This window comes from Desulforapulum autotrophicum HRM2 (genome assembly GCF_000020365.1).
Taxonomy (GTDB): Bacteria; Desulfobacterota; Desulfobacteria; order Desulfobacterales; family Desulfobacteraceae; genus Desulforapulum; species Desulforapulum autotrophicum.
This window is the reverse complement of the sequence record NC_012108.1, coordinates 267,951-293,051: the sequence shown is the minus strand read 5'-3', so window position 1 is coordinate 293,051 and position 25,101 is coordinate 267,951. Positions and strand designations below refer to the sequence as shown.

Annotated in this window: 21 protein-coding genes and 1 riboswitch; of the genes, 18 read left to right on the top strand and 3 right to left on the bottom strand. The window is 53.0% G+C overall.

Annotated features, from left to right (window positions below; translation table 11 throughout):
- Position 1 precedes the first annotated feature (1 nt).
- A complete protein-coding gene (gene phoU, locus HRM2_RS01185) occupies positions 2 to 655 on the top strand; it encodes a phosphate signaling complex protein PhoU (RefSeq protein WP_012662615.1) in 654 nt (217 codons plus the stop codon).
- Between the two features lie 57 nt (positions 656 to 712).
- On the opposite strand, the gene HRM2_RS01180 is transcribed toward phoU, so the two are convergent.
- Positions 713 to 1,732, bottom strand: coding sequence for a GGDEF domain-containing protein (locus tag HRM2_RS01180; RefSeq protein ID WP_012662614.1), 1,020 nt, complete (start codon positions 1,730 to 1,732; stop codon positions 713 to 715).
- A gap of 352 nt (positions 1,733 to 2,084) precedes the next feature.
- On the opposite strand from HRM2_RS01180, the gene HRM2_RS01175 reads away from it, so the two are divergent.
- Entirely contained in the window at positions 2,085 to 2,786 is a 702-nt protein-coding gene (locus HRM2_RS01175; RefSeq protein ID WP_012662613.1) for a response regulator, read from the top strand.
- Positions 2,779 to 4,545 carry an ATP-binding protein gene (locus tag HRM2_RS01170; RefSeq protein ID WP_012662612.1) on the top strand — a complete coding sequence of 589 codons (1,767 nt, stop codon included), beginning with the start codon at positions 2,779 to 2,781 and terminating at the stop codon, positions 4,543 to 4,545. The genes HRM2_RS01175 and HRM2_RS01170 overlap by 8 nt, the downstream gene beginning before the upstream one ends.
- A 26-nt stretch (positions 4,546 to 4,571) precedes the next feature.
- Here HRM2_RS01170 and HRM2_RS01165 read toward each other — a convergent pair whose 3' ends face one another.
- Complete coding sequence (locus tag HRM2_RS01165; RefSeq protein ID WP_012662611.1) at positions 4,572 to 5,348, bottom strand: TSUP family transporter; 777 nt, start codon at positions 5,346 to 5,348, stop codon at positions 4,572 to 4,574.
- A gap of 770 nt (positions 5,349 to 6,118) precedes the next feature.
- On the opposite strand from HRM2_RS01165, the gene HRM2_RS01160 reads away from it, so the two are divergent.
- The 4 genes from HRM2_RS01160 (at position 6,119) to HRM2_RS01145 (ending at position 12,808) form a co-directional block, all read left to right on the top strand.
- Positions 6,119 to 7,543 (top strand): efflux transporter outer membrane subunit, encoded by a 1,425-nt coding sequence (locus HRM2_RS01160; RefSeq protein WP_049770383.1) that lies wholly within the window; start codon positions 6,119 to 6,121, stop codon positions 7,541 to 7,543.
- A 23-nt stretch (positions 7,544 to 7,566) separates the two neighbouring features.
- Positions 7,567 to 8,766: an efflux RND transporter periplasmic adaptor subunit gene (locus HRM2_RS01155; RefSeq protein ID WP_012662609.1), complete on the top strand. Its 1,200-nt coding sequence runs from the start codon at positions 7,567 to 7,569 to the stop codon at positions 8,764 to 8,766.
- Positions 8,756 to 11,899 (top strand): efflux RND transporter permease subunit, encoded by a 3,144-nt coding sequence (locus HRM2_RS01150; protein WP_012662608.1) that lies wholly within the window; start codon positions 8,756 to 8,758, stop codon positions 11,897 to 11,899. Before HRM2_RS01155 ends, HRM2_RS01150 begins: the two co-directional genes overlap by 11 nt.
- 102 nt (positions 11,900 to 12,001) lie before the next feature.
- Positions 12,002 to 12,808 carry a protein phosphatase 2C domain-containing protein gene (locus HRM2_RS01145; protein WP_012662607.1) on the top strand — a complete coding sequence of 269 codons (807 nt, stop codon included), beginning with the start codon at positions 12,002 to 12,004 and terminating at the stop codon, positions 12,806 to 12,808.
- On the opposite strand, the gene HRM2_RS01140 is transcribed toward HRM2_RS01145, so the two are convergent.
- Positions 12,798 to 14,021 (bottom strand): glycosyltransferase family 4 protein, encoded by a 1,224-nt coding sequence (locus HRM2_RS01140; RefSeq protein ID WP_012662606.1) that lies wholly within the window; start codon positions 14,019 to 14,021, stop codon positions 12,798 to 12,800. The two genes, HRM2_RS01145 and HRM2_RS01140, sit on opposite strands and share 11 nt — an antisense overlap.
- A gap of 69 nt (positions 14,022 to 14,090) precedes the next feature.
- Positions 14,091 to 14,286, top strand: a riboswitch (cobalamin riboswitch).
- Positions 14,287 to 14,507: 221 nt separating this feature from the next.
- On the opposite strand from HRM2_RS01140, the gene HRM2_RS01135 reads away from it, so the two are divergent.
- The 11 genes from HRM2_RS01135 to HRM2_RS01085 all read left to right on the top strand — a co-directional run bounded on the left by HRM2_RS01135 (position 14,508) and on the right by HRM2_RS01085 (position 25,082).
- Positions 14,508 to 15,500: a FecCD family ABC transporter permease gene (locus HRM2_RS01135; RefSeq protein ID WP_012662605.1), complete on the top strand. Its 993-nt coding sequence runs from the start codon at positions 14,508 to 14,510 to the stop codon at positions 15,498 to 15,500.
- An 8-nt stretch (positions 15,501 to 15,508) separates the two neighbouring features.
- Complete coding sequence (locus tag HRM2_RS01130; protein WP_012662604.1) at positions 15,509 to 16,294, top strand: ABC transporter ATP-binding protein; 786 nt, start codon at positions 15,509 to 15,511, stop codon at positions 16,292 to 16,294.
- Positions 16,287 to 17,267, top strand: coding sequence for an ABC transporter substrate-binding protein (locus tag HRM2_RS01125; protein WP_232364162.1), 981 nt, complete (start codon positions 16,287 to 16,289; stop codon positions 17,265 to 17,267). The genes HRM2_RS01130 and HRM2_RS01125 overlap by 8 nt, the downstream gene beginning before the upstream one ends.
- Positions 17,268 to 17,333: 66 nt before the next feature.
- The gene (cobI, locus tag HRM2_RS01120) at positions 17,334 to 18,041 is read left to right on the top strand and encodes a precorrin-2 C(20)-methyltransferase (RefSeq protein WP_012662602.1); all 708 of its coding nucleotides are present in this window, start codon (positions 17,334 to 17,336) and stop codon (positions 18,039 to 18,041) included.
- The gene (locus HRM2_RS01115; RefSeq protein ID WP_012662601.1) at positions 18,038 to 19,093 is read left to right on the top strand and encodes a nucleoside recognition protein; all 1,056 of its coding nucleotides are present in this window, start codon (positions 18,038 to 18,040) and stop codon (positions 19,091 to 19,093) included. The genes cobI and HRM2_RS01115 overlap by 4 nt, the downstream gene beginning before the upstream one ends.
- Positions 19,090 to 20,346 (top strand): bifunctional cobalt-precorrin-7 (C(5))-methyltransferase/cobalt-precorrin-6B (C(15))-methyltransferase, encoded by a 1,257-nt coding sequence (locus HRM2_RS01110; RefSeq protein WP_012662600.1) that lies wholly within the window; start codon positions 19,090 to 19,092, stop codon positions 20,344 to 20,346. The genes HRM2_RS01115 and HRM2_RS01110 overlap by 4 nt, the downstream gene beginning before the upstream one ends.
- The gene (gene cobM / locus HRM2_RS01105) at positions 20,343 to 21,125 is read left to right on the top strand and encodes a precorrin-4 C(11)-methyltransferase (protein ID WP_012662599.1); all 783 of its coding nucleotides are present in this window, start codon (positions 20,343 to 20,345) and stop codon (positions 21,123 to 21,125) included. Before HRM2_RS01110 ends, cobM begins: the two co-directional genes overlap by 4 nt.
- On the top strand, positions 21,122 to 22,303 hold the full coding sequence (locus HRM2_RS01100) for a cobalt-precorrin 5A hydrolase (protein ID WP_012662598.1): 1,182 nt from the start codon (positions 21,122 to 21,124) through the stop codon (positions 22,301 to 22,303). The genes cobM and HRM2_RS01100 overlap by 4 nt, the downstream gene beginning before the upstream one ends.
- Before the next feature lie 5 nt (positions 22,304 to 22,308).
- Entirely contained in the window at positions 22,309 to 23,052 is a 744-nt protein-coding gene (gene cobJ, locus HRM2_RS01095) for a precorrin-3B C(17)-methyltransferase (RefSeq protein WP_041272975.1), read from the top strand.
- A gap of 15 nt (positions 23,053 to 23,067) precedes the next feature.
- Positions 23,068 to 23,583: a cob(I)yrinic acid a,c-diamide adenosyltransferase gene (locus tag HRM2_RS01090; RefSeq protein WP_012662596.1), complete on the top strand. Its 516-nt coding sequence runs from the start codon at positions 23,068 to 23,070 to the stop codon at positions 23,581 to 23,583.
- Positions 23,580 to 25,082 carry a cobyric acid synthase gene (locus HRM2_RS01085; RefSeq protein ID WP_012662595.1) on the top strand — a complete coding sequence of 501 codons (1,503 nt, stop codon included), beginning with the start codon at positions 23,580 to 23,582 and terminating at the stop codon, positions 25,080 to 25,082. The genes HRM2_RS01090 and HRM2_RS01085 overlap by 4 nt, the downstream gene beginning before the upstream one ends.
- Positions 25,083 to 25,101: the final 19 nt, after the last annotated feature.

Genomic DNA, 25,101 nt, shown 5'->3' with positions numbered 1-25,101 from the left:
CATGGCAGGCAATTTACAAAAAGAGATCGAAAAGATAAAACGAGAAATCCTCTCCCTGGGTGCCATGGTTGAGGACAGGTTCAAGAAGGCAGTCCATGCCGTCAGGACAAGCGATACAGCCCTTGCCAGGGAGATCATTGCCTCTGACATTGAGATCGATGAACTTGAAGTGGAAGTCGAAGAGGAATGTCTCAAAATCCTGGCCCTTTACCAGCCCGTTGCCATTGACCTGCGGTTCCTCATCGCTGTTGTCAAGATCAACAACGACCTTGAACGGGTGGCCGATCTTGCGGCAAACATCGCCCAAAGGATCAAGACTGTTTCAGGAGCAACCCCGGGCCCCTTTCGTTACGACTACTCGCCCATGGCGGAAAAAACAGGGTTGATGCTCAAGATGAGCCTTGATGCCCTGGTGGAAATGGATTCAGATATGGCAGACGAGGTTATCCTCATGGACAATGAAGTCAATGCCATGCGCAACAGGGCCTATGAGGCAATGAAAACAGCCATTCAAAAGGCACCGGACCAGGTGGGCCAGACCATTAACCTTTATCTGATTTCACGTCATCTGGAGCGGATCGGGGACCATGCAACCAACATTGCCGAGGAGGTTATTCACCTGATCCAAGGAAAGATCGTGCGCCATGGGGTATGATCCGGTCCATGGAACCATATTTTTCCTGGAAAATAAAACACAAGGCACCCGGACCGGTTATACCATCTCTTCGGTGACCACCCGGTTCCTGCCGTTCCGTTTGGCCGTATAAAGGGCTGTATCGACCCTGTGGATCAAAGTGACTTCCGATTCATTGGGCCGGTACTGGGTTACGCCAAGGGAAATGGTGATTTTGCCCATGGGTTTTCCTGTTTTCCGCTGTTTCCATTCCTGGGCCGCAAGTTTTTTCCGGATATCCTCTGCAACAGCCCCGGCCTGTTCAAGTCGGGTTTCAGGAAGCAGGATGATAAACTCTTCACCTCCAAACCGAGCCAGGCAATCCTTACCCTTGGTCTGCTGCTTCAACAGGTTTGCCAGGGCTTTGAGAATGCTGTCACCGACCAGGTGACCATAGGTATCGTTGACCCGTTTAAAATGGTCGATATCGATCATGATGAGGCAAAAACAAGATTGGGGATCCTTGAGAAGGGGATGCAGCCTGCTTTCAAAACCACGCCGATTCAACAGACCTGTCAGGGCATCGGTTTCGGCATCTTTTTTTGACACATCCAGCTTTTTTCTAAGGGAGGCAAGTTCCTGGGAGGATGAGGCCATGCGCCCCTGGAAACTCTTTCCCGTCTGCACAAGCGCTTTGGCCTCCTGGATGATCTTGTCCATGGTCCTGGCGAGGCTGTCCATATCCTCGTCCTCTTCCAGTTCCCTGACAAGGGCTTGAAGCCGTTTACCATTTCCGGCAATGTCTCCGGTGGTATCAATGGCATAGCGTGAAATCCCATTAATAACGATCCGCAACTCCTGGAGCAGGTTTTCCGTGATGGTTCTATCCTTTTCCAGAATATGATCTTTGTACAATTTCTTTATGGTGTTGACGGTTATCTGTTTCTCATTTTTGATAATATAATCAAGGACAGCTTTCAGGTGGGGATTTTTCCCTGCAATATACTGATACCAGACACTATAGCAGGCAGGGTCTGCCGGCAGGTTATATTTGGCAATAAACCCAAGGGATAGCCTTAAATACTCCCCGGCCTGATTTTTATCTTCATTGTACAACATTTACAAATCCTTCTGGTAGTTGGGGTAACCATCGTGGCAGACTATATTTAAAAATGCCAGAATTTGTCAAGTAAAAACAGGGCTCTTGACCGTGTTGACCGATCGATATGAATCCTCCCGTGTAAAGGCCAGGGTATTTAAGGGACTCGGAAATAAATAATTACACAAAATATGGCGTAGGATTGCAGCGCTTTACAGCAACGCCGCAAATGGATGAATTTTCGTTCAAACACGAGCTAACAAAATTTAAATCCACAATTAACAGAACCCTAACATAATCCTGATAGATATTTGTAATCGAGCCCATCAGCAGGTATAGTCATAAACCGATGGTCTAAAAAAAGGAAAGCCAATGCCGAACGAAAAAATACTGATCGTTGATGATGAACGCGATATTGTCGAACTTGTTCGATTCAACCTGAAAAGGGAGGGGTATCATACCCTTGTCGCCTTTTCCGGAGAAGAGGCGCTGTCCATGGCAAAGCGAGAGATGCCCGACCTTGTGGTGCTTGACCTCATGCTTCCCGGAATCGACGGCTTTGAGGTCACCCGGAGGATTCGGGGCAACGCGGTAACCGTTGAAATCCCCATTGTCATGCTCACGGCAAAGGGAGAGGAGAGCGATATTGTGACCGGTCTGGAAATCGGGGCCAATGACTATATTTCAAAGCCCTTCAGCCCCAGGGAGCTTGTGGCAAGAATCCGGGGGATTCTCAGGAGAAGGACAAGGGTTGAAAAACCGGCAACCCAGGCGACCGTTATTGCAGGTCCCCTTTCCATGGACGTTGGCCGCCATCGGGTGGTAGTGGATAAAAATGCCTTGGATCTTACCCATTCAGAATTTCAGGTTCTCTGGTTTCTTGTGACCAAAAAAGGGTGGGTATTTACCCGGGGGCAAATCGTGGACGCTGTGCATGGTGAGAATTACGCCGTCACAGAAAGAAGCGTTGATGTGACCATTGCAGGTTTGAGAAAAAAACTGGGGCCCTGTGCCGATTTCATCGAGACGGTTCGCGGAGTGGGTTACCGGTTCAGGGAGGAAGCAGATGTCTGAAAAAAAAAGACGACTCCTGTGGCGGATCTTTCCTTCGTTTTTCATCATAACAGTGGTTTCCCTGGCTGCGGTGACCTACTATTCCACAGGATTTTTCAAACGTTACTTTCTGGCCGGCAGCGAAGACCAGCTCACAACCCAGGCCCAACTGATCCGGCGGGAGATATCAGGAAAAACCCCGGACAGGATTAACGATATCTGTCTTGCCATTGGCAGGACAACCGGCACAAGGGTGACGGTTATTCTTTCCTCGGGCCGGGTCATCGGCGATTCCCTTGGGGACGTCCAGGAGATGGAAAACCACAGGATCAGACCTGAAATTGTTTCGGCCCTGCGCGCAGACAAGGGCGTATCAGTGAGATACAGCGACACCCTTAATCAAAACATGATGTACGTGGCCCTGCCCCTTGAGACCGACGGTGCTGTAACCACGGTGGTAAGAACGGCCCTGTCGGTTTCAGCCATGGACGTTGAAATTAAAAGGGTTCAAACCAACCTCATGATCGCCCTGATGCTCACCGTCCTTGCCGCTGCCGGTGCAAGCCTGTTTGTTTCAAGACGAATCACCCGCCCCCTTGAGCAGATGAAGGCCGGCGCCGGTGGCCTGGCCAGGGGAGATTTGACCTTGAGGTTGGCCATGCCCGACACTGAAGAACTCTCCGAACTTGCCTTGACCATCAATCATATGGCAGAAAGGCTTGACGAGAAAATAAAAAGTGCAGAAGACCGCACCATGGAACTTGAAGCCGTTCTTTCCAGCATGGGGGAAGGGGTGATTGCCGTTGATCTCAACGAACGAGTCCTCATGGTCAACAGGGCCGTTGCAGGCATATTTGACCATCCCATTGAAACGATGACCAACAAAAATATCCTTGAAATCGCCCGAAATTATGATCTTCATAAATTCATCAAAAGGGCCCTTGCCTCCCCGGATTCCATAGGGGAAAACATTACCCTCACGGACACGGGGAAGCGCCTGTTCAACGTCCATTCCAACACCCTTTCCAACGCCCAGGGTGAGCGCATGGGAACCCTGATCATTTTCCATGACATCACACGGATGCACCGGCTTGAAACCATGCACAAGGATTTTGCCGCAAACGTCTCCCATGAGCTCAAGACGCCCCTGACCTCTATCAAGGGATTTATCGAGACCCTCCAGGACCTTGACGAATCCGAAGCACTGACCAGAAGGGAGGGATTCCTGACCATCATCGAGAAAAACGTCAACCGGATGATTGCCCTGGTGGACGACCTCATGGCCCTTTCAAAGCTTGAAAGACAAGAGGGGGATAAGACTGTTTTTGAGCCCCATGATCTTTCTGCTGTTATCAAGTCTGCCCGTGCTGCCTGCAGGACAAGGTCTGAATCAGGGAGGGTGACTGTCAAGGCAGACCTTTCCGGCCCCCTGTTCATACCCATGGATACCCTTCTGGTGGAGCAGGCCCTGGTCAACCTTCTTGACAACGCATTAAAATACAGTGAACCCGGAGGAGAGGTTTTGATCCAGGTGGCTCAGGAAAAGGGCAGCGCCCTGATCCGGGTGATTGATTCAGGACCCGGCATCGGCCAGGAGCATCTTTCACGGATTTTTGAACGGTTTTACAGGGTGGACAGCGCCCGGAGCACAGACATGGGGGGGACAGGCCTGGGGCTTGCCATTGTCAAGCACATTGTTCAATATCACAACGGGACCATACGGGTGGAAAGCACCCCGGACAAGGGTGCCATGTTTGAGATAAGCCTCCCCCTTGCCTGAACGGCTCAGAACGACCAGGGCCGTTTTCAGAGCAAGGTGGAATAGTTCAGGTATACCAGCCTGACAATGGTGAAGAAAACCACCACAAGGAATACCGGACGAATAAAACCAGCCCCTTTTTTGATGGCAAGGCCAGATCCCAGCCTTGCCCCGAGGATCTGGCCCAGTGCCATGGTTATGCCGACGCTGTATATGACATTTTGCCCAACCACAAACATGGTAAGGGCAACCACGTTGCTCACCAGGTTCATGATGCGGGTGAAACCTGCAGCCCTTGTCATGCTGAACCCCATGACAACCATGAATCCCGTCATCCAGAAGTTACCCGTTCCAGGGCCAAAAAACCCGTCATAAAAGCCAAGTCCAAGCCCAAAGAACACAAAGAACAGGTTCAAGGAAAGCCGTGCCCGGGTGGTGACCTTTCCCAGATCCCTTGAAAACAGGGTGTAAACAAAAACACCCACCAGCAGCAGGGGAATGATATAGGTCAAGAACCATGGATCAAGCCGCTGGATGGCCCAGGCCCCGGCCAGGGCACCAATCAGGGTAAAGAAAATTCCGACCAGGGTCTTTTTAGGTTCCACCTCTCCCTTGCTCGTGTAGTTGCATGCGGCAATGAAGGTGCCAAAGCTTCCCTGGAGCTTATTGGTGCCAAGGGCCATCTGGGGAGGCATGCCCGTTGACATGAGAATGGGCAGGGAAATCAATCCACCCCCGCCGGCAATGGAATCCACGAATCCTGCAAAGAACCCCGTGCCGAACAGAAGGGCAAATAACTGGGGGGAGAGCTCAATTGGGGTCATGACACTTATCCGTCCTGAAATTTTAATTTTTTTTTATATGAAACACTCGCCAAAGCATTGTCAATGAAGGTGTTTCAAAATTCGTTGAGGCCGGAGCCATAACTCGCTCCGGCCGTGCCGGTTATAAGAAGCAACTGTCGAAACATCATTGTGAAAGTCTCGACTTTCAAGCCCTCTTTGGTTTCCCTGACCGGAATATTGTAAACCAAAGGGGGTAGGCTTTTTGCCCTTCCAGGCGTTAAAAAGCGCAGGCTGTTTGAGGACTTTAGCCCGCAGTTCCTGCGCTTTAGCCTGGAAGGGCAAAACTCCCCCCGACGTTTACCGTTCCGGTCAGGGTAACCAAAGGGGGCGCAATGGTACGATCGCCTCCCCTGTATCATCGTGTTTCATGCTTCGTTGTGACTGCCAGGACATGTGGTTTTTTATATGAAACACTCACCGAAGCATTGCAAACAAAGGCGTGTCATCATTCGTTGTGACCATAATCTATATCTCGCTCCGGCCCTGCCGATTATGCAACCAGCAGATATCACTGATATCCTGGAAAAGCTTAAAAATCCAGGACTATATCTTTTGACTGGACTTTTTTCAGTGTAAAATAGTATGAAAATGGGCCTGGGAACGTTTTTATCTGGGACACCCACCAACGGATTGCAATCAAATACCTGTATCGTTCGTTGGGGCCAAAGCCATACCTTGCTCCGGCCGTGTGGGTTTGTGGGATGCAAGGTCAATTGAGAATAAGGATAAACGTTGAAAAGACTGTTTAAATGAAAAAACAAGCCATTATGATCCCGGCCCTTGCGGTAATAATATTTCTGTCCCAGGGCTGTTTCAGAACAGGGCCCCTGCCCCTTGCCCCTGTTCCGGACAGTCTTCCAGAAACCTTCCTGGCAGGCCCGAAAGCTTCTGGGGACAACCCCGGGGCTGCCATGGCGGTTCATGAGCCGTGGTGGAAAAGTTTTGGCAGCAGCGAACTCAACCGGATCATCGACCAGGCCCTTGGCAGCAACTTTACCATTCGGGAAGCCCTGGCAAGGCTTGACCAGGCAAGGGCCATGTCCATGGAAACGCGTTCCCTTCTCTTGCCGGTCATCACCCTTGAGGCTGGCGCTTCCCACAAACGAACCCGGAGCCAGGGCCAGGAATCGACCCTGGATACCATCGCCCTGGGACCGGCAGCAAGCTATGAAATGGATCTCTGGGGAGAGATCAGATCCCGTACAATGGCAGGAGATCTCTCAGCCAGGGCCAGCCGTTCTGATCTTGAAACTGCAGCCATGACCCTGACCGCAGAGGTCTCAAATACCTGGGTGGATCAACTGGCAGCCGTCAAGGCCCTTGACCTTGTGAAACAGCAGCTGGCAACCAACACGTTGCTCCTTGAACTCCTGGAACTCAGGTTTGAAAACGCCCTTTCAACATCCCTTGACATCCTTCAGCAGCAGGAGGCTGTGGCCCATGTAACAGCCCAGATCCCCCCCCTTGAACAAGAGATAAAACGACTGTCCAACCGACTCTGCCTGCTCCAGGGCAAGCCGCCCACCAATGCCCTGGCTGTCATAAATACCGATTTTCCGATCCTTACCCCTTTGCCTGCCATGGGGATTCCTGCAGATCTTTTATCGAAACGGCCGGATATCCAGGCCGCAGGCTTCAGACTCATGGCCGATCAGTGGGAGAGCCGCGCTGAACAGGCCGCAAGGCTCCCGTCCCTGAACCTGACCGGCACCATGGGACTCCAGAGTTCCGGCCTGGATGCCCTGTTTAATTCATGGATCCTCTCCCTTGGGGCCAACATGGCCGCAACTGTTTTTGACGGCGGGAAAAAAGCAGCCGCCCGTGAACAGGCCAAGGCCGTGGTGGCCGAAGGACTTGCATATTATGAACGAACGGTTTTCACGGCCCTGGTGGAGGTGGAGGATGCCCTGTCCGAAGAAGTTCACCAGCGGGCATGGCTCGCCGCCCTTAACCAGGAACTGGATGCGGCCCGGCTGGCCCTGGGCGAAGCCACCCGCCGATATCAAAGGGGGATCATCACCTTTCTGCCCCTGATTTCCGAGCAACTCAATGTCCAAAACCTTGAAAAAGGCATTATTCTTCAGCAGGCTGAACTGATAAAGGCAAGAATTGCCCTGTACCGCTCCCTTGGGGGGAGCTTCACACAAACCAAGAACCTTGGAAAACAAAAGTGACCAGACACACAAACCCGCACGGGATGAGAACAACCGGCCAGAGCACCAAAACACCCTGGACAGTCAAAGCCATCAAGATTGTGCTTCCCCTTTTCATCCTTTCAGCGGGCATTGCCATTGGTGTTTTTCTTTACCAGACCAAACCTGCGGCAAAACGGGGAGCTCCACCTGCAAAGGTACCCCTGGTGGAGGTGACAACGGCAGTTCTGTCCGACCATGGGGTGGTCATCTCCGCCCTGGGGGCAGTAACGGCATCCAGGGAACTGGCCCTTAAATCAAGGGTTTCCGGATTTGTGCTTACGACATCCGACCGTTTTGTCCCCGGCGGTATCTTTAAAAAGGGAGAGATCCTGCTCAGGCTCGATCCCCGGGATTTCGAACTTGCACTTAAAAAGAAAAAGGCACTGGTTCTCAAAACCGAAGCCGAGCTTAACCTTGAAAGGGGAAGACAGGCAGTGGCAAAAGCCGAACTTCGCCTCATGGAGCGTTCCTCCGGCAAACGGGTGAATGAACCGGGGCTTGCCCTTCGAAAACCCCAGCTTGCCCAGGTCCAGGCGGATCTTGAAACCGTAAAGGTGGATGTTGAACAGGCCATGGTTGACCTTGAGCGGACGGTGATTCGGGCACCGTTCAACTGCATGATAATGGACAAACAGGTGGAACAGGGATCCCAGGTCACGGCCCAGGAGAGCCTTGCCGTCCTTGCCGGAACCGATGCATACTGGGTCACGGCCACCATTGCCATGGATCAACTCCAATGGATCCGATTTCCAGGACCGGGAACGGATAAAGGCAGCCTGGTCCAGGTGTTTACCCGGGACAATCAACGATACCAGGGAGAGGTTTTCAGACTTCTGGGGGATGTTGCAGACAAGAGCCGCCTTGCCAGGGTCCTTGTTTCCATCAAGGATCCTTTGGGGCAGAATCTGAAAAGAACCTCCCCCCTGCTCATAAACGCCTATGTAACCCTGGCCATTCAAGGTCAAACCATCAACAACACCATTGCACTTCCCAGGCGGTGCGCCAGGGATGGAAACACTGTCTGGATCGCCAGGGACCGTCGCCTTGTGGTGGCCCCCCTCGATATCATGTGGAAAAACGAAAAAACGCTCTTTGTAAGATCTGGAGTCAAGGCTGGAGACAAGATCATTGTCTCGGAACTCTCGTCAGCGGTGAACGGCATGGCCATACGGGTGGAGGAATCCGACAGCAATGGAAATTAAACAAGAATCAGCAACCCCCAGGGGAGCCGTAACCTGGATGGCAGGCAACAGCGTTGCCGCCAATCTGCTTATGCTGGTGCTGCTGGTGGGCGGTCTTTTCATGGCTACAAAGATTAAGCAGGAGGTGTTTCCCGAATATGAGCTGGGCATTGTCAACGTTTCCGTGACCTATCCAGGTGCAAGCCCGGAAGAGGTGGAGCGGGGGGTTGTTCTTGCCATTGAAGAGGCGGTCCAGGGGCTTGACGGGCTCGATGAAATCCGCTCCACCGCCCTTGAAGGCAGAGCCACAATTAACCTTGAGGTGCTTGAGGGGGTTGATGTGCGAAGCTTTGCCCAGGAGGTGGAAAGCCAGATCAATGCCATCACCTCTTTTCCCGACGAGGCTGAAGATCCAATGGTTTCCGTTGTCACCCGACGTCGCAGGGTCATCTCGTTTGCGGTGTTCGGCAGTGTCGCTGAAACCGTTCTCAGGGAGAGAGCCGAAGCATTGCGGGAAATGCTGCTCCAGGACCCGGCCATCACCCAGGTGGAACTCAACGGGGTACGGGATTACGAAATTCACATTGAAGTTCCCCAGGAAAATCTCAGACGGTACGACCTTACCCTGGCCGGGATTGCGGCTGTTATTTCCACGGCCTCGGTGGATCTTCCAGGCGGAAGCCTCAAGACCGACGGCGGGGAAATCCTGGTACGCATGAAAGAGCGGCGGGAGAGCGCCCCGGCCTATGGCAAGCTTGCCGTGATTACCCTTGATGACGGCACCCGGGTGCTTCTGAAAGATATTGCCATCATCACCGAAGGGTTTGAAGATACCAACGCCTATGCCACATTCAACGGTAAACCTGCCATCATGCTTGAGGTATACCGGGTGGGGGATCAGAAACCCGTGGCAGTTGCAGATGCATCCCGACTGGCCGTGGCAGCGTTCAACCAGACCCTGTTACCCGGCCTTGGGGTTGCCATGGTCAATGACATGTCACAGACTTTCAAGGAAAGAGGCACCCTTTTACTCAAAAACGGTTACATGGGGCTTGGGCTCGTGTTTATCCTTCTGGCCCTTTTCCTGGATATCCGGCTGGCTTTCTGGGTTTCCCTGGGCATTCCCATATCCCTCCTGGGTGCCTTTATCCTGCTGCCCCTGACCAATTTTTCCATCAACCTTGTTTCCATGTTTGCCTTTATTGTCACCATCGGTATTGTGGTGGATGATGCCATTGTGGTCGGAGAAAACGTTTACCATTACCGCCAGATGGGCTTTGACTTTCTTGAGTCTTCAATCAGGGGAACCCGGGAGGTGGCAATGCCCGTTGTGTTCAGTATCCTCACCAATGTGGTGGCCTTTTTGCCGATCATGTTTGTTCCCGGCACCATGGGAAAATTTTTCAAGATCATTCCAGTGGTGGTAATCACGGTGTTTATGGTCTCCCTTGCCGAGAGTATTTTTATTCTTCCGGCCCATCTGGCCCATGGCGATTCAACCCCCCCGGGAAGGTTCATGGGATGGATTACAACCCGGCAGCAGCGGGTGAGCAACGCCCTTGTAAGATTTGTAAAGGCAGTATACACTCCCTTGCTTGAGCGGGTGCTTGAATATCGTTACATAACCCTTGCCGTGGGCCTTGCCATCCTTATCATTGTCGGTGCCTATGTCAAGAGCGGCAGAATACCGACCACCCTCATGCCCAGGGTAGAATCCGACTACGCCTTTGTCACGGCAACTCTTCCCTACGGCAGTGCGGAAAACAAAGTTGCTGAAGTGGTTGCCCAGATTTCCAGGGCAGCCGAATCCGTGATCAAAGACAACGGGGGCCAGACCCTTTCCAGGGGATTTTACGCCCAGGTGGATGAGAACGTCATCACATCAAGAATCATTCTCACCCCCAGCCATGTCAGACCCATCAGTACCACCCGGGTAACAGAACTCTGGCGATCGGCCCTTGGTCCCCTTGCCGGTCTTGAATCCCTGACCTTTCAGGCCGACCGCGGAGGCCCTGCTTCAGGCAGTTCGTTGACCATTGAACTCAGCCACCAGGAGATAGAGACCCTGACGTTGGCCAGCGAGGCCCTGGCCCGGGAACTTGGCGATTTTCCCTCTTCCAGGGACATTGACGATGGTTCTGCCAGGGGAAAACAACAGTTGGACTTTACCATGCTCGCCCTTGGAGAAATGATGGGATTCAAGGCACGGGAGGTGGCTCTCCAGGTCCGCCATGCCTTTTACGGGGCCCAGGCCCTGCAAATCCAGCGGGGAAGAAACGAGTTGACCGTGCGGGTCCGCCTGCCGGAGGCTGAACGTTCCTTTGAACACAACATTGAAACTCTCATGGTCCGGAACCCCCTGGGAGAAGAGGCTCTTTTACGTGAAGTGGTCGCCATGGACCGGGGAAGGGCCTATACAGCCATTGAACGACGGGGAGGCCGCAGGATCTCCACGGTTTCGGCCAATGTGATTCCCAGGGACGAGACCAACCAGCTCATCACGGTTCTCAAGGAGGATATTCTTCCCCGCCTGGAACACGATTACCCGGGGTTGACCAGCAAATTCCAGGGTCGCCAGGCAGACATGCGTGACAGCACCACAAGCCTGATCTCTGGACTTTTCATAGCCCTGTTTGTCATTTATGCCCTCCTTGCAGTGCCGTTCAAAAGTTACGTCCAGCCTTTTGTCATCATGGCAGCCATTCCATTTGGACTTGTGGGGGCCGTCATCGGCCATATTCTCCTTGGTTATTCCCTCTCCCTCATGAGCCTTTTTGGCCTTGTGGCCCTGTCCGGAGTGGTGGTCAATGACTCGCTGGTGCTGGTTGACTTTGCCAACCGTTCCAGACGAAACGGCCTTTCGGCCCATGGGGCCATTGTTGCGGCAGGAACCCAGCGTTTCCGGCCCATCATGCTTACCACCCTCACCACATTTGGCGGTCTTGCCCCCATGATCTTTGAAACCTCCCGCCAGGCAAGATTCATGATCCCCATGGCCATATCCCTGGGGTTCGGCATCCTGTTTGCCACCCTCATCACCCTGGGCCTGGTGCCCACATTTTACCTGGTGGTGGAGGATCTCAGGGATTTGTTAAGCGGGCAGTCACGACCCAGTGAGCCATCAAATAACGACAAAATAGCACCGGTATCATAAATTCCTATAACCCGTTAAAAGGCTATTAATATAATCGCTTTGACATCAAAACCTCCACGCCTATAATTGACTCTACAGCTAATCAACCAATGAAGGGAAAATATGAGAGCCGAGCACATTCTGGAAAAAGGATCGGGCAGGATCAACGAAGATGCCCTTGTGATGGAGGGATCTCTTTTTGGAGTTTTTGACGGGGCAACAAGTCTTGACAAGGCCCTGTTTGACGGCTGTAAAACCGGAGGGAAGATTGCCTCTTCAACGGCCTGCGATGTATTTAAAAAAAACGGAGCATCCCTGGAAATCCTTGCAGGCAAGGCCAACGAAAAAATATGGGAGACCATGATCAGCCATGGTGTAAATCTTTCGGAACGTCAGAACCTGTGGAGTACCAGCGCTGCCGTGGCAAAAGTAGACGGCCGGGTACTTGAGTGGGTTCAGGCCGGTGATGCCTGTATCATTCTTGTCCATGGGGACGGTTCCCACCGGGTACTCGGAGAAAAGCCGGACCACGATTTTGAAACCCTCTCCCTTTGGAAACAGATGGCTCAAACCAGCCCGGTCACCATTGGACAGGCCCTGGCCCATCAGATTGCAAAGACACGGCAGCAAATGAATCGTACCTATGGTGTGCTCAACGGAGAAAGGGCAGCAGAAAATTTCATTCTTTCAGGGGTTGAACCCCTGGAAGAGGTCGCCCATATTCTCCTGTTCACCGACGGGCTTCAGCTGCCAACACCCGACCCGGAACCGCTAAAACGGTTTGACGATCTGGTGAATAACTACCTCAGGCTCGGACTCCATGGTCTCAGGGACCGAATTCGGGCCATTGAAGACAAAGATCCCATGTGCAGACAATATCCCCGGTTCAAGTGCCACGACGATATTGCCGCCATCGCCGTCACCCTTTAAGGGCCTTTTTGTAAACGGCTTCAATTTTTTCAAACACCTTCTCCCATGTATACTCCCCTGTCAGGCGATCATTCATCGGCATGTCCGATACCCCTTGTTCAAGATAATCCCCAATGATCCTGGCCAGAATCCGGGTCAGGGCCTGTTCCAGACGGGGAAGGTCCGACCCATGGGGTGTATCCACCGTTGCAAGGGGCGGAAGATTCAAAAATTTCACCCGGCCAGGGGTTATCCCGCTGAGTACCTCACAGGTACCGGGCAGGGCCGTGGTCACGATTGTGCAGCCAGAGGCAAGGGCCTCCATGAGCACCAGGGGAAGTCCTTCAAAAAATGAGGGCAAAACAAACAGATGGGTACGCCCCATGAGGCGGGCAAGTTCAGGGTGGGTCAAGGTTCCATGGAGACAAACCTGGTCACCGAACTCAGCCGCAAGTTCCTTGCAGGTACGTTGTTCCTCCCCACTTCCGCTGCCGGCCAGGTGCAGCCGCCAGGGCAGTGAGCCCAGGGGTTTAAGGGACTTGAGAAGCCAGGGTACACCCTTTGCCCGGCACAGTTTCCCCGCATAGAGAATCTCCACTGGCGGAGGGGTAGGTTTTGCGACCGGAAAAAAAAGATGCTGGTCAAACCCTGCACCCACCACATGGGTTTTTCCCCGGGCAGCCGGGTAGGTGGAAATGATCTCCTGGGCCTGGACCCTGCTCAGGGCAAGGATACCGGAGACCTTTTGGGAAAGCTCAAGGGGTTTTTCCTTTAAATGGGGACACAGGGCCAATTGCCTCAGACAGGTCCCATGGCAGGAGACAACCATGGGGATGGCGGGTGCAACCTCGGTGGCAAAAGCCGACACCTGCCACAGGTGGTGACTGTGAATCAAATCCGGCTTAAATTGATGGACTGCTGCGGCAATTTTCTCTTTGAATGCCACCTCATAACTTCGAAGCTCCAATGGTGAAAGGGTTGCAAATACCCGACTGGGATAAGGCATGACGTCACTCATTCCAGGAATGGGAAAGTTAAGTGCAGGGGTGTTGAAGTTCACATAAAGGGAGCAATCAGGGTCTATCAGACCAGGGGCCAGGGTGAAATTATCCTGAACGCCCGCCACAAGAAAGTTTTCATGGCCGCTCTGCCGGGCGCAGTTGACAACCGCCTGGAGATATTTCCCACTTCCAGTCATATCCGGCATCTGGCTGATCAGGTGTAAAATTTTCATGGGCTACCCATAACATGATTTTATTAAAATGGGAAAATATTTCCATTGACATTTTAACAGCGGCGTCCTATTGTCAATAAAAATTCAGGTATTATGCATCATGAAGAGGGAATCCTGTGAAACTCAGGAACGGACCCGCCGCTGTAACCGGGAATGAACGCTGTCCAATGTCACTGTCCTTGACATTAATTGTTAATGGGATGGGAAGACACAGCAAGTAAGATGATCCGGAAGTCAGAAAACCTGCCTGATATGGAATGAAATAAGACGATCTTGTGGGCCTGCGCGGTTGGGCTGGATCAATTAAAATGGCGGATGAGGATAAATACGGAATCCCATATCGATTAAATGTCGATATGGGTTTTTTTGTTTACACTGTTTCACATGGAACAATGGAGACCCAGTCTCCATCATATATAATAGGAATATGGCACGCAAGTGAGTCTACCGGTTATCGCCATATGGAAGAAGAGAACAGGGCTTCTGGTGCTCCTGTTCTCTTTTCTTCTAGTCGGGATGGTCATTGCTTCTGCATCCATGGGATATGTCGACATCGGGCCCTCAGATCTTGCGTCCCTGATCAAGACAGAAATCTTCAACGATCCAGGCCCTGTTGATGCCACGGTCAAAACCATTGTCATGGATGTCAGGCTTCCACGGATACTGGTGTGTGCCGCCGTTGGCGGCGCCCTTGCCCTGTCGGGCGTGCTGTTCCAGGGTATTCTCCTCAACCCCCTTGCCGATCCCTACACCCTGGGGGTTTCAGCCGGGGCTGCCTTTGGCGCCTGCGTTGCCATCCTCTTAAGTCTTGGGGCCACACTTGTGTCTGTGCCCCTCTCTGCCTTTACCGGTGCCTGTCTCACCCTTTTTGCCGTCATGTTTCTCTCATTTTCCGGCAGCAACAAAGGAGGGGGGTTTTCCTCGAACAGCCTGATCCTGTCGGGTATCATCGTTGCAGCTATCCTGTCGGCCGGGATCAGCTTCATGAAGTACCTTGCCGACGACCAGGTCTCTGCCATTATTTTCTGGCTCATGGGCAGCTTTGCATCAAAAACATGGGGCGAGGTGGCCTTGACCTGGACGGTTCTGGGTGCGGGACTGTGCATCTCGTTGTTCTTTGCAAGGGACCTCAACCTGGTCTGCCTGGGCGACCGTTCGGCCACCAGCCTGGGGGTTGATACCCAGCGGGTCACCCTGATTCTGCTCGTCACCGGCTCCCTTCTTGCGGCCGTATCCGTATCGGTTTCCGGCATCATCGGCTTTGTCGGGCTGCTGGTACCCCACATGGTAAGAATCATCACCGGACCGGACCATGGACGACTCATCCCCGTTTCCATACTCACAGGATCCCTGCTTCTGCTCGGTGCCGACACCATTACCCGGGCTGTTCTTCCCCACGAAATCCCCATTGGCGTGCTCACGGCCCTGATCGGAGGACCTGTCTTCTGCTGGATATTCAAAAAAAGCCAGGAGATATAGAAGATTCAATGGAAATGATTGTTCAAAATCTGGGTTTCGCCTACGACCAGAAGCCGGTACTCCAGGACATCAACCTCAGGTTAAAGCCAGGATATTTTTATTCCATCCTCGGCCCCAACGGCTGCGGCAAGACCACACTGCTTGATCTGCTCATCCGCCACCACAGGGCCGATACCGGCACCATAATGCTCGAAAAAAAATCCATCCATGATTTCACACAAAAACAGCTTGCAAGGGCCATTGCCCTGGTCTGCCAGGGGTATGACATCAATTTCCCGTTCACCGTCAAAGAGATCGTGATGATGGGCCGGCATCCCCATATAGCAAGGTTTGCCCGGCCCGGCAGCGAGGATGTCCAGATAGTCGACAGAATCATGGAACGAACCGGCATCAAGGGACTCATGAACCGAAGAATCAACCGCCTGAGCGGCGGGGAACGCCAGCGATGTGTGGTGGCCCGGGCCCTTTGCCAGGCGACCCCCCTGCTCTTTCTGGACGAGGCCTTTTCCAGCATGGATATCAACCACACCCTGCGCCTGCTAAACATTGTAAAAACCGAGGTACTCAAATCCAACAGAACCGTTGTGTCGGTGTTCCATGACATCAACCTTGCTGCGGCCTGGTCTGACAGCCTTGTATTCATGAAGCAGGGCCGAATCATTGCCGCCGGTCAAACAGATGATGTTCTGGACGAGGAGATGGTGCGGCAGGTGTTTGAGGTGGAATCCCGGGTTGAGTTCAACCCCTATTCCAGGGCAAGGCAGGCCAGTTTCAAGGCGGGATACCTTGAATAAAGATATCAGCAGAATAAAAACCGCCCTATGGCTGAGCCTTTTCATGGTCCTCTCAAACCTGGCACCTGTCCTTGGAGCACAACGGGTGGTTGACCAAAACGGCCGGACCCTGATATTTGAGCGACCTTTTTCAAGGATCATCTCACTGTATGGGGCACACACGGAGAATTTAGTTTTTCTGGGCCTTGACCGGGAAATCATCGGGGTCTCTCGCAGCGACATCCACGACCCTCGATTTTCAACCACCCCCTGGTTTTCCGCCCACGATGGTCCTGAAAAATTTCTCGGGGCAAGGCCCGACCTTATTTTGATCCGCCCCATGATCGAAAGAGGCTGTTCCAGGCTCATCCAGCAGCTTGAACGCTCGGGTATCACCGTAGTATCACTCCAGCCCGCTGACGTTGAAGGAATGTATGATTACTGGACCACCCTTGGACGACTCACCGGCAGGAATGAACAGGCAGGGGCAATGGTCGCTGATTTCAAACACCAGGTAGCCGGGTTTCGGGCCCTTACCAAGGGCATAGCACCAAAAAAACAGGTCTACTTTGAAGCCATTCATTCAAAAATGAAAACCTTTACTCCTGGTTCCATGGCCCTTTTTGCCCTGGAGGTTGCAGGCGGAATCAATGTTGCAAAAGATGCCAGGGCGTCCAGGGGAACAAATATCGGCAACTACGGCAAAGAACAAATTCTTGCCCATGCAGACAAAATTGACGTGTTTCTTGCCCAACAGGGAGAGATGAATCCTGTTTCCCGTGAAACCATAGAGACTGAGCCCGGCTTTGCCATGATCAAGGCCGTAAAAAACAACGCAATTTACCTGATCGACGAACAAATTGTATCACGGCCTGGATTCAGGCTGTTGCAGGGAATTAAAACCATTGGAGAAATCCTCTATCCTGACATCTTCGGCGCCCTGGATCCCAGGAACTCGGACGCCCTGATCCAGGAGAAGAGGAAAGCATTCTGAAATCCGGAGAGACACGGACCCGGACAGGTCCGTTTCCTTCACCATGTTTAACAAGGAAAACAACACATGAGCACAACCGGTAAACTTTTCGGCATAGGAGTCGGTCCCGGGGACCCAGAACTTTTGACACTCAAGGCCGTACGAACCATTAATGAGGCCGATGTCATTTTTACGGCGGCATCCACCAAAAACAGCTACAGTCTGGCCGTGGAAATCGCCCGGCCCCATATCACAAAGGGGACCGATATCTGTTCCCTCTCCTTTCCCATGATAAAGGACAAGGTCGAGTCCAAAGCCGCCTGGGACAACAACGCCCGCAAGATTGCCGCCGTTCTGGAACAGGGCAAAAAAGCAGCCTTTCTCACCCTGGGAGACCCCATGACCTACTCGACCTACGGATATGTGCTCAAAAGCCTTAAAGCCGTAATGCCCCATGCTGTGGTGGAAACCATTCCGGGAATCACCTCGTTCCATGCGGCTGCGGCAAGGCTCAACCGAACCCTGGTTGAGGCGGAAGAGTCGCTGCTCATCACCTCGGGCGCCTATGGGGGAGAACCCTTGAGAAAGAGCATGGACGGTGTTGAAAACGTGGTGCTGCTCAAGGCATATAAAAACACCGCAGACATCAACACGGCCCTTCAGGATGCAGGCATGATGGAAAAGGCCGTGGCCGTTTCCAAGTGTGGCCGGGACGGGGAAAAAATCATCCATGACCTCACTGACCTTGAGGCAAGGAAACCCGACTACTGGACCCTTATCCTGGCTGGAAAATGAAAAAAAAGAAGAATCAGAAAAAACAGCTGGCTGTCTCACTGATAATCACGCTTATGCTCGTGGGCGGAGGTCTGTCCACAGGTCGCCCTGTGGACACAGCCACCCTTGTGAACAGACTTTTCTTCCCCCTTTTTCGGCTCATGGTATTCATCACCCTGGGGCTTGCCGCAGGCCAGGTGATCGAGGCAACCGGGTGGACCCGGCAACTCTCTGTTGTTGCCCGGCCCTTTTTCAGATTCTCAAACCTGGGAAACCGTTGCAGCGCAGCCTTTACTGCAGCCTTTGTCTCGGGGGTTGCCGCCAACGCCATGCTGCTCGAATTTTTCAAACAAAAAAAGATCACCAAAGCCCAGCTCTTTCTCACCAACTATATTAACCAGCTGCCGGCCTTTTTTCTCCATCTGCCGACCACCTTTTTTATCGTGGTGCCCCTCACCGGAAGGGCAGGGATTTTTTATTTTCTGCTCACCTTCAGCGCCACCCTGTTAAGAACCCTCTGCTTTCTTGTCTTCGGATTCTGGTACAAACCCCTTGCATCCAAAACCGGATTAATCCCGGAAAACAACCCGGAAGAAAGGGCCGGGGAAAGGCCAGGAGCACAAGAAGTCCTCAATGGGATCAGGACAAAACTTCCCAGTCGCATCATGGGCATTGCCGTGTATGTCCTGCCCATTTACACCCTGGTTTTTGTGCTCAACACCAACGGATTCTTTGAATTTTTGAACCAGACGGTTTCCCACACCCTCACCCTGTCGTTCATGCCGGTGGAATCCCTCTCTGTTGTGGTTCTCAGTTTTGCCGCCGAGTTTACCTCCGGGTTTGCTGCAGCAGGCGCACTAATGAATGCCGGGGTGCTGACCACAAAGCAGACCGTTATCGCCCTTCTCATGGGAAACGTGATCGCCTTTCCCCTTCGGGCACTGCGCCACCAGATACCCCGCTACATGGGTATCTTTTCCCCAAAAATGGGGCTTTCACTGTTGGTGAGCGGCCAGTTTTTCCGGATCACCAGCATCATTATCGTTGGATTGATTTACTATGGGGTGGCATGATGGGTGTTGAAATCATCGGCATGGGGCTGAGCGAACATGACCTGACCTCCTACCACAGACAGATAATTGAAAAGGCTGACCTCCTGGTCGGAGGCCGACGGCACCTGGAAATTTTCCATTCCCTGAACAAGGCAAGCCTGACCATCACAGGGAAAATAGACAATGTGGTGACCGCCATCAAGCAACGTATGGCCGACGAACGCATTGTGGTCCTGGCTTCAGGCGACCCCCTGTTTTTCGGCATCGGGTCAACCCTGGTACAGGCCCTTGGGCAAGCGTCTGTCACCATCTACCCGAACATCTCATCCCTTGGGGCGGCCTTCAGTGCCATCAAGGAACCCTGGCACGATGCCCTTTTGATCAGCCTCCACGGAAGAGAGCCTCGGGACCTGATGGCAATGTTCACAACCTGCAACAAAATCGGGATACTCACGGACCACACAAGAACCCCAGGCTGGATCGCAGACCGTCTCATTGAAAACAACCTTACGGGCTTCAGGTTATGCGTACTGGAACGCCTGGGTTCCACCGACCAGACCATCTCCTGGCACGAGGACATGGCGGCCGTTGCCAACATTGAATTTGCCATGCCCAATGTGGTTATTCTGAAGGGAAAAAAGGAGCCCTGCCATGGGAGGCCAAAACAATCATCGTGTCCGCTCCTCTGGCCTGGAATGCCCGACACCATGTTCGTCCATGAACGGGGACTGATCACCAAATCGGAAGTTCGGAGCATCTCCATTTCGAAGCTGCGCCTTTGGGCAAAGGACCATGTGGTCTGGGATCTGGGTGCCGGATCCGGATCTGTGGGCATTGAGGCTGCTTTGTTTGTTCCCCGGGGAAAGGTGGTGGCCGTGGAAAAAAATGCTTCCAGAATTTCAGACATCCGGGCAAACAGACAACAGTTCCAGGCAAACAACCTGTCCGTGGTCCAGGGAAACACCCTTGACGTCATGGTCGATCTGCCTGACCCGGACCGGATCTTCATCGGCGGTGGCGGCCAGGATCTTTTAAAAATCGTTGAACAGGCAGGGCGAAGGCTTAAATCAAAGGGTGTAATGGTGGTCAACACGGTGCTGATCCAACACACAACACCGGTGCTTGACCTGCTCAGACAGATGGGGTTCGCTGCCGAACTTGTCCAGATACAGGTATCCAAATCAAAGCCCATGCCCGTTGGAGAACGCCTGGCGGCCTTAAACCCGGTATGGATTATTTCAGGAGAAAAAACAAAAGGAAACCATCAACCATGACCACGGAAACCAACCCCGTCATTTTTGCAGGTGCAGGCCCGGGAGATCCGGACCTCATCACAGTCAAGGGCCAGACGGCCCTTGCTGGAGCAGACCTCATCATCTATGCAGGCTCCCTTGTACCCGAGGCCCTGCTCAAGTGGAAACGGGCCGATGCACAGGCCGTCAACAGCGCGGCCATGGACCTTGGCGACATCATTAACATGATACAGCAGGCCCATGGGCAAGGCCAGAAAATTGTTCGACTCCACACCGGAGACCCCTCCCTCTATGGTGCTATTTTCGAACAGATGAGGGAACTGGATCGCTGTTATATCCCCTATGAGGTGATCCCCGGGGTCACCGCAGCCTTTGCCGCCGCCGCTGCCATGGGCATGGAATACACCCTGCCCGAGGTGACTCAAACCCTTATATTAACCCGGATTTCAGGAAGGACCCCGGTGCCTGACCAGGAGGATCTTGATCTTCTGGCGGCCCACCACAGCTCCATGGCCATCTATCTTTCCATTGTCCACGTGAAACGGGTCCAGGAAATCCTCAGTCGGCACTATGGAGAGGACGGTGTGTGTGCCATCGCCTATAAGATCGGTCACCCCCAGGAACGAATTATCTATACCACATTGGCACACCTCAGTCATACCGTTGAGACCCAGAACATCAAAAGCCAGGCCCTGATCCTTGTTGGAGATGCCGTGGCCGTGGCAAGGGACAAAGGAGAGGTCATCGCCTCAAAGCTCTATGATGCCGGGTTCACCCACGGTTTTCGGGAAAAAAAATGACCCGGGAGGAAAAAAAGATGCAGACCCGCAATCAAGGCAGGGTTGCCGTATGGGCCATCACCCCCAACGGCATAAAACTCGGCGGTCGCCTTGCACGGGCCTTTGCAGCAAATCACCCCCTTGATTCCCGGGCTAACCCTCCTGGGCCATATACCAGAAGAACTCAGGAAGACAGCCAGGGGGTCGATCTTTTTGTCACCACAAAACTTGCGTCACTTCCCGGTTGTCCAGAGGGTGCCATGGGATTTCAAACCCTTACCCAGACCGTTCAGGAGCAGTTTCATGGGTATGATTCCCATATTTTTATTTTTTCAACAGGCATTGCAGTTCGAGTCATAGCCCCGCTGTTAAGATCAAAGTGTCATGACCCTGCCGTTGTGGTGGTGGATGACAGGGGAATCAACGCCATCAGCCTTGTTTCCGGTCATCTGGGGGGGGCCAATGACCTTGCCCGTACCGTTGCAGCCATGATCCATGCAAGACCAATCATCACCACGGCCACGGATGTCAACCAACTTCCAGCCATTGATCTTGTGGCAAAGGCGGGAAACCTTGCCATTGAAAACCCAGAAGCCATCAAGACCATCAATATGGCATTTCTTCAGGGAGAACCCGTTGAGGTCCACGACCCCTATGGTTTGGTAATGCCCCACATCCCCCATGGACTGGCCATTTTAACCACCGGGATCCCGGAAAAAGACAGGCCCTCGGTGGTGTGCACGGACACGACGGAAAACGTTCCACGTGAAACCCTTGTACTTCGACCACAGATCCTGGCCCTGGGCATCGGGTGTAACAGGGGCACATCCCTGGACGAGATCCAGGCATTTCTGGATCAAATGTTACGGCTAAAAGGACTATCCCGGTCATCGATCTTTACCATTGGAACCACCGAGGTAAAGCAGGACGAACAGGGAATCCTATCCCTTGCACACACTCTTGGCCGGGATATTAAATTTTATGACAAACCGACTCTTAACTCGGTAACCACGATTGAAAATCCATCAAAAATGGTGGAAAAACATTTGGGAGTAAAAAGCGTATGCGAAGCAGCAGCGATTCTGGCGTCAAACAACGGGAACCTCATTGTGCCAAAAATGAAACAGGGAAATGTGACCCTTGCCGTGGCACGAAAACAAATCGACTGTTTGTCATCGGGACCGGCCCCGGGGATGTAAACTACATGGCAGGCAGGGCCATTGACCTGTTGGAACAGGCAGATGCCGTTGCGGGCTATACCACATATATGGACCTGATCCAACCGCTGATCAAGGACAAGAAGACCATTGCAACGGGCATGACCAAGGAGGTAGACAGGGTCGAACAGGCCATTGCCGAGGCCCTTACCGGTAAAACCTGTGCCCTGATATCCGGGGGAGATGCCGGCATCTATGCCATGGCAGGCCTGGTGTTTGAAATGTGTCAGAAAAAGGGGATTCACCTGGTCCGCCACGGAACCCCACACCATGGAGATCATAGGGAAAACATCCTCGAAATCGAGGTGGTCCCGGGAATTCCGGCCCTTGCAGCCGGGGCATCCCTGGTGGGAGCACCCCTGACCCACGATTTCTGCGCCATCAGCCTGAGCGATCTTCTCACCCCCTGGGAGACCATTGAGCAACGGATAACAGCAGCGGCTTCGGCGGATTTTGTCATTGCCATCTACAACCCCAAGAGCAAAAAAAGAGACTGGCAGCTCAACCGGGCAAGGGACCTGATCCTCGAGCACAGGAATGAAAACACCCCGGTGGGAGTTGTGACTGCGGCCATGCGCGACGGCCAGAAGGTTTCAGTAGTTCCCCTCAAGGATCTGGACCAGGCCGAAGTGGGGATGCAGACTGTCCTCTTTGTAGGTAACAAGGCGTCGGTTGAATACCTTGACTTCATGTATACTCCCAGGGGATACTCGGGTAAGTACAAACTCTAAAAAGGGAGATGAAAAATGAAGGGATATGTTCAGGTTTATACGGGCAACGGAAAAGGAAAAACCACAGCATCACTGGGGCTGAGCGTCAGGGCCGCAGGCGCAGGACTCAAGGTTTTTATCGTTCAGTTTCTCAAACAGGGCGACTATTCTGAAATCAAGGCCCTGGAACGATTTTCAGAGCTGATCACCGTCGAACAATACGGCCTTGGCCGTTTTGTCAAAGGCAAACCCTCACCCGAGGACATCGAAGCGGGCAAAAAGGGCTATGAGCGTGTGGTCGAGGTTCTGACCCAGGGCCAGTACGATGTGGTGGTGGTGGAAGAGGGTAATGTTGCTGTGATGTGCGGATTGTTTTCCGAAAACGATATTTTAAAGCTCATGGATCTCAAACCCGACCACGTGGAACTTGTGATCACGGGCCGGGGGGCCACCCCCAGGGTGATGGATCGAGCAGACCTGGTAACCGAAATGCGGGAGATCAAGCACTATTATAAGAACGGGGTCAAGGCAAGGACCGGGATCGAAAAATGAAAAAAACAGACGCCATTGCCGTATTTGGAACCGGTTCTGATGTGGGAAAAAGCATTGTCAATGCTGCCCTTTGCAGATCCCTGGCCGATCGGGGCGTGGGGGTAGCACCCTTCAAATCCCAGAACATGTCCAACAACTCCGGAATCACCCCCGAGGGACTTGAGATGGGCAGGGCTCAGATTGTCCAGGCCCAGGCCGCAAGAATCGTTCCCCATGTGGACATGAACCCGGTGCTGCTGAAACCCACGGGCGAGATGGGGTGCCAGGTGGTGCTCAATGGAAGGGCCTTTGCCAATGCAACAGCCCTTGACTACCACCGGAAAAAAGAGCTCTACTTCAAGGAATCCTGCCTGGCCTATGACCGGCTTAAAAGCCGTTACGATCTTGTGGTCATGGAAGGAGCAGGTTCCTGTGCAGAGGTGAACCTCATGCCTTCGGACATTGTTAATTTTCCCATGGCAGCCCACGCAAAGGCCCCTGTGATACTTGTGGCAGACATTCACCGGGGAGGCGTATTCGGCCAGATTGTCGGCACCCTGGCCTGCCTTCCCGATGCCTTTCGGGACATGGTCAAGGGATTTATCATCAACCGGTTCCGGGGGGATATTACCCTTTTCAGGGACGGTATCGAGTGGATTGAAAAACAAACGGGAAAACCGGTGTTTGGCGTGCTTCCCTGGTACTCCCATTTCAGGATTGATGCTGAGGATTCCGTGGAGATCGAATGCTGCCCATCGATCACCGCCCTGGACAGGAAAAAACCGGCCATTGGTGTGATTCGCCTGCCCCATATCTCCAACTTTACCGACTTCCACACCCTGGCAAGTATCGACGGGATTGAACTCGCCTTTGTAGACAGACCCGGAGACCTTTCCGTGTTCAAGGCCGTGATCATTCCCGGATCCAAAAACACCCGGGCCGACATGGACTGGCTCAGGAGCAGCTGCTGGGAGGAAAGCATCCAGACCCATGTTAAAAATCAGGGCTGCCTGCTTGGCATCTGCGGCGGCTATCAGATGCTGGGCACGGCCATTGAAGATCCCCAGGGGTTGGAAGGAGATCCCGGCACCACCCGAGGACTGGGTCTTCTGCCTGTAAAGACCATCCTCCAGGCACCTAAAACAACCACCTTGAGTGCCTTTGAGTGGGACACTATCCCAGGCGAGGGGTATGAAATCCACATGGGTGAAACCCAAAGAACCGCAGGTTCGGCATTTTTCACGTTAATTTCCAGAAATCAACAACCATGCACTGATTTTGACGGATGCATCGCCGACAATGGCCAGGTGGCAGGCACTTACATGCACGGCCTGTTCGACACCCCGCTTATCCTTAAAAAATGGCTGAACATGGCCGGCATCAAGGATATTGACCTGTCGAACGTCCCGTCAAAAGAGCAGAATTATGCCCAGCTCAAAGACCATTTTGAACGCTACGTCAACCTTGGACAGCTCCTGGATGCCACGGGGGTCAGAGCGGGCAGACAGATTTCAGCATAACCGAACAAAAACAGGACAA